This window comes from Cellulomonas sp. P4_A2 (assembly GCF_056402515.1).
In genome coordinates, this window is record NZ_JBFUHG010000008.1 from 169909 (window position 1) to 178535 (window position 8627).

At 74.3% G+C, this 8627-nt stretch carries 7 protein-coding genes; 2 read left to right on the plus strand and 5 right to left on the minus strand.

Annotated elements, in window-relative coordinates; all coding sequences use genetic code 11:
- Position 1: 1 nt before the first annotated feature.
- Both AC1DUE_RS10980 and AC1DUE_RS10985 read left to right on the plus strand, forming a co-directional pair.
- Entirely contained in the window at positions 2-2245 is a 2244-nt protein-coding gene (locus AC1DUE_RS10980; RefSeq protein WP_477039448.1) for an MMPL family transporter, read from the plus strand.
- Positions 2245-2607 carry a hypothetical protein gene (locus tag AC1DUE_RS10985; RefSeq protein ID WP_477039449.1) on the plus strand — a complete coding sequence of 121 codons (363 nt, stop codon included), beginning with the start codon at positions 2245-2247 and terminating at the stop codon, positions 2605-2607. The genes AC1DUE_RS10980 and AC1DUE_RS10985 overlap by 1 nt, the downstream gene beginning before the upstream one ends.
- Before the next feature lie 6 nt (positions 2608-2613).
- Here AC1DUE_RS10985 and AC1DUE_RS10990 read toward each other — a convergent pair whose 3' ends face one another.
- The 5 genes from AC1DUE_RS10990 to AC1DUE_RS11010 all read right to left on the minus strand — a co-directional run.
- Entirely contained in the window at positions 2614-3393 is a 780-nt protein-coding gene (locus tag AC1DUE_RS10990; protein ID WP_477039450.1) for a GNAT family N-acetyltransferase, read from the minus strand.
- Positions 3390-5159 carry an aspartate--tRNA ligase gene (gene aspS / locus AC1DUE_RS10995; protein ID WP_477039451.1) on the minus strand — a complete coding sequence of 590 codons (1770 nt, stop codon included), beginning with the start codon at positions 5157-5159 and terminating at the stop codon, positions 3390-3392. Before aspS ends, AC1DUE_RS10990 begins: the two co-directional genes overlap by 4 nt.
- A 101-nt stretch (positions 5160-5260) precedes the next feature.
- Positions 5261-6124 (minus strand): hypothetical protein, encoded by an 864-nt coding sequence (locus tag AC1DUE_RS11000; RefSeq protein ID WP_477039452.1) that lies wholly within the window; start codon positions 6122-6124, stop codon positions 5261-5263.
- A complete protein-coding gene (locus AC1DUE_RS11005; protein ID WP_477039453.1) occupies positions 6118-6648 on the minus strand; it encodes a hypothetical protein in 531 nt (176 codons plus the stop codon). The genes AC1DUE_RS11000 and AC1DUE_RS11005 overlap by 7 nt, the downstream gene beginning before the upstream one ends.
- A gap of 38 nt (positions 6649-6686) precedes the next feature.
- Positions 6687-8627: hypothetical protein (locus AC1DUE_RS11010; RefSeq protein WP_477039454.1), on the minus strand; the 1941-nt coding region annotated here is incomplete at its 5' end.

Here is an 8627-nt window from a genome sequence, read left to right on the forward strand (position 1 = left end):
GATGGCCAGCGTGTTCGCCCGTGTCGGTCGCATCGTCGCCCACCGCCCACGCCTCACCGTCGCCGTGTGGCTCGTGCTCGTCGTGCTCGGCTACGGCTTCGCCGTCGTCGGCGTGCACGGCGAGAACCTGTTCGAGCGGCTGACCACCGGCGCACCCGAGGTTCCCGGCTCCGAGAGCTTCGAGGGCCGGGCCATCCTCGACCAGGCCGACGAGAGCGGCGTCTCGCTGACCCTCGCGCTGCAGGGCATCGACCCGACCGACCCCGACGTCGACGCGGCGATGGACCCCATCCGCACCGACCTGGCCGCGATCGACGGCGTCGTCGGCGTCATCGACCCGCTCGCGCTGCCCGACGGAGCCGCGAACCCGGCGGCCGCGCCCCTCGTCGCGAACGACGGTGACGGCTTCCTCGTCGTCGTCGAGCTGGACCCGGAGCTGACCGGGGACGCGGAGGCCGAGGCCGTGGCCGAGGTGCACGCGCAGCTCGACCAGGTGCCCGACGAGCTGCAGGACGTCGCCCCGGGCGTCACCGGGATCGTCGGCGGCACTCCGCTGATCGTCGACGCCATCACCCAGCAGGTCGAGACCGACCTGCGCACCGGCGAGGCCATCGCGCTGCCCATCGCCCTGGTCATCATGGTGCTCGTCTTCGGCGGCTTCCTGGCGGCGTCGATGCCCATGGCGGGCGCCCTCGCGTCGATCTCGGGCGGTCTGGCGGCGCTCCTCGCCTTCTCGTACGTGATCGACCTCGACTCCTCCGTGGTCAACATCGTGACCGTGCTCGGGCTGGGGCTCTCGATCGACTACGGCCTGCTGATGGTGTCCAGGTTCCGAGAAGAGCTGCACAAGCTCGTCGACGAGGACGACGGACGCGCGAGCCGCCGACGACGGGGCGACGGCGCCGTGATCACCGCGATCGAGCGCACGATGGCCACCGCGGGCCGGACCGTGACGTTCTCCGCCCTGACCGTCGCCATCGCGATCGCCGGTCTCATGGTCTTCTCGGCGCCGATCCTGCGCGCTTTCGGGGCGGCCGGCGTCGCGGTCATCCTCGTGGCGGTGCTCTCCGCGCTGACCCTGGTTCCGGCACTCATGGCGATGGCCGGCCGCCGGCTGATCCGCCCGAGCATCCTCGACCGGGTCCCCGGCCTGCGCGTCGTGCTCGCCCACACCTCCGACGTGCAGACCGAGGAGGGGTTCTTCTCGCGGCTCACGGGACGGGTGCAGCGCCACCCGTGGTGGGTGCTCGGCGCGACGGTCGTCACGCTCGGCGTCCTGGCGATCCCCCTGGCGCACCTCGAGGTGCGCAACTCCACCACCGAGCTCCTGCCGGAGGGCAGCACCCAGCGGGAGTTCGTCGACGTGCTGGCCAGCGACTACCCCGCGGCCTCCACGCCGGCCGTGACGGTCGTCGTCGAGACCACGCTCGACGAGGCCACCGCGTGGGCCGCGAGCCTCGAGGACATCGACGGGGTCGCCTCCGTCGACACCCCCACACCGGTCGGGTCCTACGTGACCATCGGCGTCCGGCCCGACACCGACGACCCCGGTGACACGGTCTCTCGGCAGGTCGTGGAGGAGATCCGGGCGCTCGACCCCGGCTTCCCCACGTGGGTCGTCGGCGAGGCCGCGTCGCAGATCGACTTCACCGCCGCGGTCGGCGAGCGCGCGCCGATCGCGATCGCGATCGTGGCCCTGGCGACGCTGATCCTGCTCTTCCTCATGACGGGGTCGGTCGTGGTGCCGGTCCAGGCGCTGCTCACCAGTGCGCTCTCGCTGGCGGCGTCGCTCGGCGTGATGGTCTGGGTGTTCCAGGACGGGCACCTGGCCGGCCTGCTCAACTTCACGCCGACGGGCGGGATCGAGACCTACGTGGTCGCGCTCGTCGTCGCGTTCGGGTTCGGGCTCGCCATGGACTACGAGGTGTTCCTGCTCTCGCGGATCAAGGAGCTCGTGGACGCGGGTGTACCCAACGACGAGGCCGTCCGCCTCGGCATGCAGCGGTCCGGGCGGATCATCACGTCCGCCGCGCTGATCGTCATCGTCGTGTTCGCCGGCTTCGTGGCCGGGCAGCTCCTCGTGATCAAGGAGGTCGGCTTCTCGCTCGCGATCGCCGTCCTCATCGACGCGACGGTCGTGCGGCTCCTGCTCGTGCCGGCGACCATGACGGTGCTCGGCCGGTTCAACTGGTGGGCGCCCGGGTTCCTGCGCCGAGTCCACGACCGGATCGGGATCGTGCACTGATGCCCCGCCACGTGCCGACCGACCGGGACGCCTACCGGCGCCTGCGCTGGCAGGCGCGCTGGATCACCGTCGGCGCCCTGATCCCGTTCACGCTCTCGCTGGTAGAGCTCGTCCGGCTCGCGGGCGACGAGGACCCGACGGTCGCGGTCAAGGCGGGCTGGGCGTTCTTCCAGCTCGGGCTCTACGCGATCGGCGCCGGTCTGGTCGTCTGGTGGGCGTGGCGGCGGTCCTTCCGTGCGCGGCCCGTCGTCCTCGCGCACGACGCCGGGCCCGGGGCGACCACGGGAGTGCCCGAGCTCGACGCCCCGTCGCGCGCCCACACCAGCCTCACGGGCGAGGTGCCGCCGCCTCGTCGCTGGTAGCTCGCGTCAGGCAGGCGGGCGGTCCGCGCCCGCCGGCGCGAACGACGACAGCTCCGCCTCGGTCCGGAACCCCAGCCGCTCGTAGAGCCGCCGCGCGGTGTCGTTGCTCGCGTACAACCCCAGCGACACCCACTCCGCGCCGGCCGCGAGGCCCGTGCGGGTGGCCACGGCCGCGAGGGCCGAACCGACACCGGTCCCCCGCGCGACCGGTCGCACGCCCAGACCGTGCAGGTGCCAGGACGCTCCGCCGTCGCTCGCCGCGCGGGCCGCCACGCCGACCACGCCCGCTAGCCCCGACCCGTCGTCGACGCCCCACCAGCCGATCTCGCCGGCCGCGGTCGGGTCGGCCGACGTGCTCGGGTTCGCCTCGGCCAGGCAGGATCGGATCGCCTCCGCATCGCGTGACGGGTCGAGCCGACGCACCCGGTCCTCACCCGGCGTCGCCGGCGGCTCGGTGTCGGACGCCATCCAGTCCCACGCGGAGAACGGCGTCAGGCCGAGCGCGTCGAGCACCCGCGGGGTCGGCCGGGACGTCCTCGGCACGCTCATCCATCGGACGAGGTCGAGACGTCCCCCGTCGACCACCGCCTCGACCAGCCGGTCGACGGTCGCGCCGTCGCCCCGACCCAGCAGGCTCACACCCGGCTGCTCGTGCGCGCTCACGACGAGCAGGACGCCCTCGTCGTCGCCGAAGGGCTCGACGGCGCCCCAGCGCGCGCGGTCGCCGCAGAGCAGACGGTCCGCACGCCACCGTCGCGGAAGACCCGTCAGGACGTCCGCGCTCACGCGGCCGGAGGAGCCTTCGGCGTGAAGTCGACGCCGGCCTCGCGGCGCTGCTCGGGCGTGATCGGTCCGGGAGCGGCCGTCAGCGGGTCGTAGCCGCCGCCGGACTTCGGGAAGGCGATGACGTCGCGGATCGACTCCGAGCCGGTCAGCAGCGCGAGGATGCGGTCCCAGCCGAACGCGATCCCGCCGTGCGGCGGGGCGCCGAACTGGAACGCGTCGAGCAGGAAGCCGAACTTCTCCTGCGCCTCGTCCGGGCCGATGCCCATGATGTCGAACACGCGCTCCTGCACGTCGCGGCGGTGGATACGGATGGACCCGCCGCCGATCTCGTTGCCGTTGCACACGATGTCGTACGCATAGGCCAGGGCTGCGCCCGGGTCCTGCTCGAAGGTGTCGATCCACTCGGGCGTCGGGGACGTGAAGGCGTGGTGCACCGCGGTCCAGGCGCCGCCGCCGACCGCCACGTCGTCGTCCTCGCCCGTGGGCTTGAACAGCGGGGCGTCGACGACCCAGACGAACTTCCACTCGTTGTCGTCGATCAGGTCGCCGCGACGACCGATCTCCAGGCGCGCCGCGCCGAGCAGGGCCCGGGCCTCGCTCGCCTTGCCGGCCGCGAAGAAGACCGCGTCCCCGGGGCTCGCCCCCACGGCGGCGACGAGTCCCGCGCGCTCGGTCTCCGAGAGGTTCTTGGCGACCGGTCCCCCGAGCTCGCCGTCCTCGCCGACCGTGACGTACGCGAGCCCCTTGGCGCCGCGCTGCTTGGCCCACTCCTGCCAGGCGTCGAAGCCACGGCGCGGCGTCGAGCCGCCACCGGGCTGCACGACGGCACCGACGTAGGGCGCCTGGAACACGCGGAACGGGGTGTCGACGAAGTACTCGGTGAGCTCGACCAGCTCGAGGCCGAACCGCAGGTCCGGCTTGTCGTTGCCGTACCGGGCCATCGACTCCGCGAACGTGATCCGCGGGATCGGCGTCGGGATGGTGACCCCGATCAGCTCCCAGAGCGCGACCAGCACCTGCTCGCCGAGCGCGATGACGTCGTCCTGCTCGACGAAGCTCATCTCGACGTCGAGCTGCGTGAACTCCGGCTGGCGGTCCGCGCGGAAGTCCTCGTCGCGGTAGCAGCGGGCGATCTGGTAGTAGCGCTCGAGCCCACCCACCATGAGCAGCTGCTTGAACAGCTGGGGCGACTGCGGGAGCGCGTACCAGGAGCCCGGGCTCAGCCGAGCGGGAACCAGGAAGTCGCGGGCACCCTCGGGCGTCGACCGCGTCAGGGTCGGCGTCTCGACCTCGACGAAGTCCTGCGCGTCCAGCACCCGGCGGGCGGCCTGGTTGGCCTTGGCGCGCAGGCGCATCGCGGCGGCGGGGGCCGGCCGGCGCAGGTCGAGGTAGCGGTACTTGAGGCGGGCCTCCTCGCCGACGGTCTCGTCCAGCGACGACGAGACCTGGAACGGCAGCGGGGCCGACTCGTTGAGGACGACGACGTCCGCCGCCACGAGCTCGATCTCGCCGGTCGCGAGGTTCGGGTTCTCGTTGCCGGCGGGCCGACGACCGACCTCGCCGGTCACCTGGAGCACATACTCGGCGCGCAGCCCGTGCGCGACGGCCTCGTCGCGGATGACGACCTGGGCGATGCCCGACGCGTCCCGCAGGTCCACGAACGCGACCCCACCGTGGTCGCGCCGCCGGTCCACCCAGCCCGTGAGGGTGACGGTGGTACCGATGTGCTCGGCTCGCAGGGAGCCGGCCGTGTGGGTGCGGAGCACGGGTCGTCCTTCGTTCTGGGATGCATGGGAGCGCCCTCGCGGGCACCGGACGATCCTAGTGCGGTCCCCGCGCGGGTCGCGTCACGATTCCCACGCTCGCGTCAGGACGTCACCACCGACTGCACCTCGGCGACCGGGACCGCGACCTGCGCCCACGGCGACTGCAGCTCGTCGGGAGTGCCGGGAAGGTCCAGGGGCGCACCGTTGACCTCGAACCGGATGTCGTAGATCAGCCGGGCCCGCGCGGTGTACGCCGGAAGCCCACTGGCGCTCACCGGCTGGCGGGCGGAGCTGCGGTCGTAGACGTGCGAGCACGCGTCGGTCGCCTGCACGGTCCACGGGCAGCTGATCGTCCCCGTCCCGTCACCGGGGTCGAGCTCCATGCCCGTCGGCGTGCCGATGGCGACGACGCCCAGCGCCGCGGTGCCGGTCAGCGGCGCGTTCCCTGCCGCCTCCGCCCAGAACCAGGTCGGGATGCCGACGACGGCCTGACGCGGAGGGTTCACCCCGATCGAGAACGGCGGGGTCCGCAGGGCGCCGAACGCCTGCTGCGCGAGCTCCTCGAGCGTGGGTCCGGTCGTCTCCTGCCAGGACCACCCCGACAACGGGTCCGCCTCGTCGTCGTTGCACCGCTGGTACACCCAGACGGCCTCCGGCGACGGGCGCTGCGCCTCCTGCTCGGGGGTCGGCGGGACGGCCGCGGGGATGTTGCTCCAGCACGGCGCCGAGCCGATGCAGTAGGAGTTCAGGCCCGTGAGCGTGCACGTCGGGCCGCCTCCGCTACCGCCGGTGCCGCCGCCCGGGGTCCCCGGGCCGCCGTCGCAGACGGTCTGGTAGATCAGCTTCCCGTGCGCGTCGACCCCGACGACCTGCGACGTACAGGCGGCCTGCGCGGGCGACGCGGCGACGACCGTGCCTGCGGCGAGCATCAGCAGGACGACGAACGCCCGCCAGGCCCTCAGCACGTGAACTCCGGTGGCGCGACCGCCGTCGCCGTCACCACCCAGTCCTCACCGGCCCGGCGGAACGAGACGCTCGTCGGGACCATCAGCGAAACACCCTCGGCGACCGTCTGGCCGGGGATCGTCCAGGTCGAGTTGTCCACGCAGACCAGGACGGTCGCCGTGTCGCCGTCGACGGTGACCGTCTGCTTCGACAGCGTCGGCTGCCCCTGGCGCGCGAGGCCGACGGACTGGAGCTGACGTGCCGTGGCGAGCGAGTCCTCGACGAGCGGGCCCTCGGCAACCCCGGCGAAGACCGCCGGGTCGGTGTTGCCGGCCTGGGCGGCGACCTCGGCGTCCCAGTACCGCTGCAGAGCAGCGAGGACGACCGGTTCGTCGTCCACGGTCGGCGTCGGGGTCGGGCTCGGGGTGGACGCCGCCTCGACGGTCGGAGACGGCTCGGGGTCCGGCGAGCTGCACGCCGCCAGCCCGCCGACGAGCAGGAGGACGACGGCGGCGCGGCCGAGCAGCGGGACGGGAGACGGCATGGAACGAGGGTAGAGGAGCCCTGGGCGGGCCGCCCGCGTCACGCGGACCCCGGCAGCCGGGCGTCGAGCCCCCGAGGTGCGAGCTCCTCGAGGAGCGCCGCGGTCGGCGCCCCGACCTCGGCGACGCCGGATGCGTGCAGGGTCATCTCCATCTCGTCCGCCGCCGACCGCACCGCCTCCGTGCCGCCCTCCGCGAACGCGGCACGCAGCACGTCGCGCCACAGCAGCTCCTCGGTCGGAGCAACCCCGAGACCGGTCCAGGCGGCTGCGCGCGCCGCCGTCGGGTCGTCGTCGTGCGTGCTCAGGACCGCGAGCCGGTGTGCCGTGTCGACGAGCAGGTCGCGCGCAGCCCGCTCGAGCCGGACGCGAGCTAGCCACGCGTAGCGACCGGCCGGGCGTCGGGCGAGAACGCCACCCTGGACCAGGCGCAGCGCGGCGACGAGGTCGCGGCGTTCGTCGACAGGGTCGGTCCGGGACCGTGCCCGGGCGGTCAGCGTGCACACGACGTCCCAGTCGAGGACGGCTCCCGGACCGAGCTCGAGCAGCCCGTCGTCGCGGGTGCGCAGGTGCGGCGACCCGTGCACGTCGGTGCCGAGCCACTCGCGCGCCCGGTCGATGGTCGCGTCGCGCACCGCCGCCGTGACCCCGCGAGGCCAGAGCGCACCGGCCAGGACGGTCGGGTGGACGCCCGACGGGTGCAGGGCGAGGTGGACGACGAGCTCGACGCACAGGGCGAGTCGCTCGGGCTCGATCGGGTTCTGCGCAGCCACGGACGGAGAGCCGAGCACCCGGACGCGGACGGGCGCCGTGGCCAGGTCGGCGGCGTCGACCTCACGCGCCGGCACGATCGGGGCGGGGCGCGCGACCGACTCCTCGTTCCGCGCCACCGTGGCCGGGTCGACGAGCGGCGGAGGCTCCTCCGTGAGCAGCTCCGCCACGGCCGAGGCGAGGGCCGGCGTGAGCCGGTTCGCGCGTACCGAGACGCCGAGCAGCCCCGCGCGCAGCGTCCCTGCGCTGTCCACCTCGAGCCTCCAGCGCGCGCCGGGCAGCTCGCCCGCGCAGACCACACCGAGCGGAGCCCGTCGCTGCGCTCCCGTGAGCACCAGCAGCTCGTCGACGGTCGCGGCGTCCGGCACCGACCCGAGCGCGACATACTCCGGAACCCACGCCGGGTCCCCGGGCCTGCGCAGCCGACCGCTCAGGACGTCACCGCCGAGCACGTCCGCCTGACGTTCCGCGAGGGCCGGCAGGACGTCGCGCGCACTGCGCACCGACCGGTAGCGGCGCGGGCCCAGGGCCGTCAGACCACCGGGCAGGTCGACGCCGGTGACGCGCAGCGCGTCCGACCACCGGTTGGTGGCCAGCTCCGCGGCGATCGCCGCGACCACCTCCCCCGCCGCCCGAGGGTCGCCCACCACGGCGACCGGACCCTGCGCGGACTCGAGGTCGAGCAGCACGTCGGCGCCCGCGTCGTCGCGGCCGAGCGACACGAGCCCCGGGTAGGGCGCGGCCGCCTGTCGCGGCGCCGGCGTGCGGTCGGTGGCCTGCAGCACCCACCGGGCACCCTCGGCCTCCGCGACCCACGGCGCGGGTGCGTGGGGCTCCGGCGGGGCCAGGTGCAGCACGAGGGAGGCGTCGTCGATCGTCGCGGCGTAGAGCGCGGGCAGGTTGCGGCCGGACGACTGCAGCGTCGCGCCGAGGGTCCGCAGAGCCGCGTCGAGGCGGGCTGCGCGCTCGGGGTCCGCGCCGACGCGCAGGGCGACCTCCGCCTCGATCGCGCCCTCCGACGGCTCCGGGGTCCGGCGACGCCGACGGAGCTGGTCGATCGCGACGAGCAGGCCGGCGCACAGCAGCGCGCCGCCCGCCAGGTCGCCCGCGTCCACGCCCTGCTGCTGCGCCGCCGGCGCCGCGTGCGCGACGGGCGCGTCGGCAGCTGCGACGACCGGGCCGGGCGCCTCGACAGGCGCGGGGGCAGGGGC

Coding starts and splice junctions, on each gene's coding strand:
- AC1DUE_RS10985 (WP_477039449.1), top strand. CDS start 2,245: ATGCCCCGCCACGTGCCGACCGACCGGGACGCCTACCGGCGCCTGCGC.
- AC1DUE_RS11005 (WP_477039453.1), bottom strand. CDS start 6,648: ATGCCGTCTCCCGTCCCGCTGCTCGGCCGCGCCGCCGTCGTCCTCCTG.
- AC1DUE_RS10980 (WP_477039448.1), top strand. CDS start 2: ATGGCCAGCGTGTTCGCCCGTGTCGGTCGCATCGTCGCCCACCGCCCA.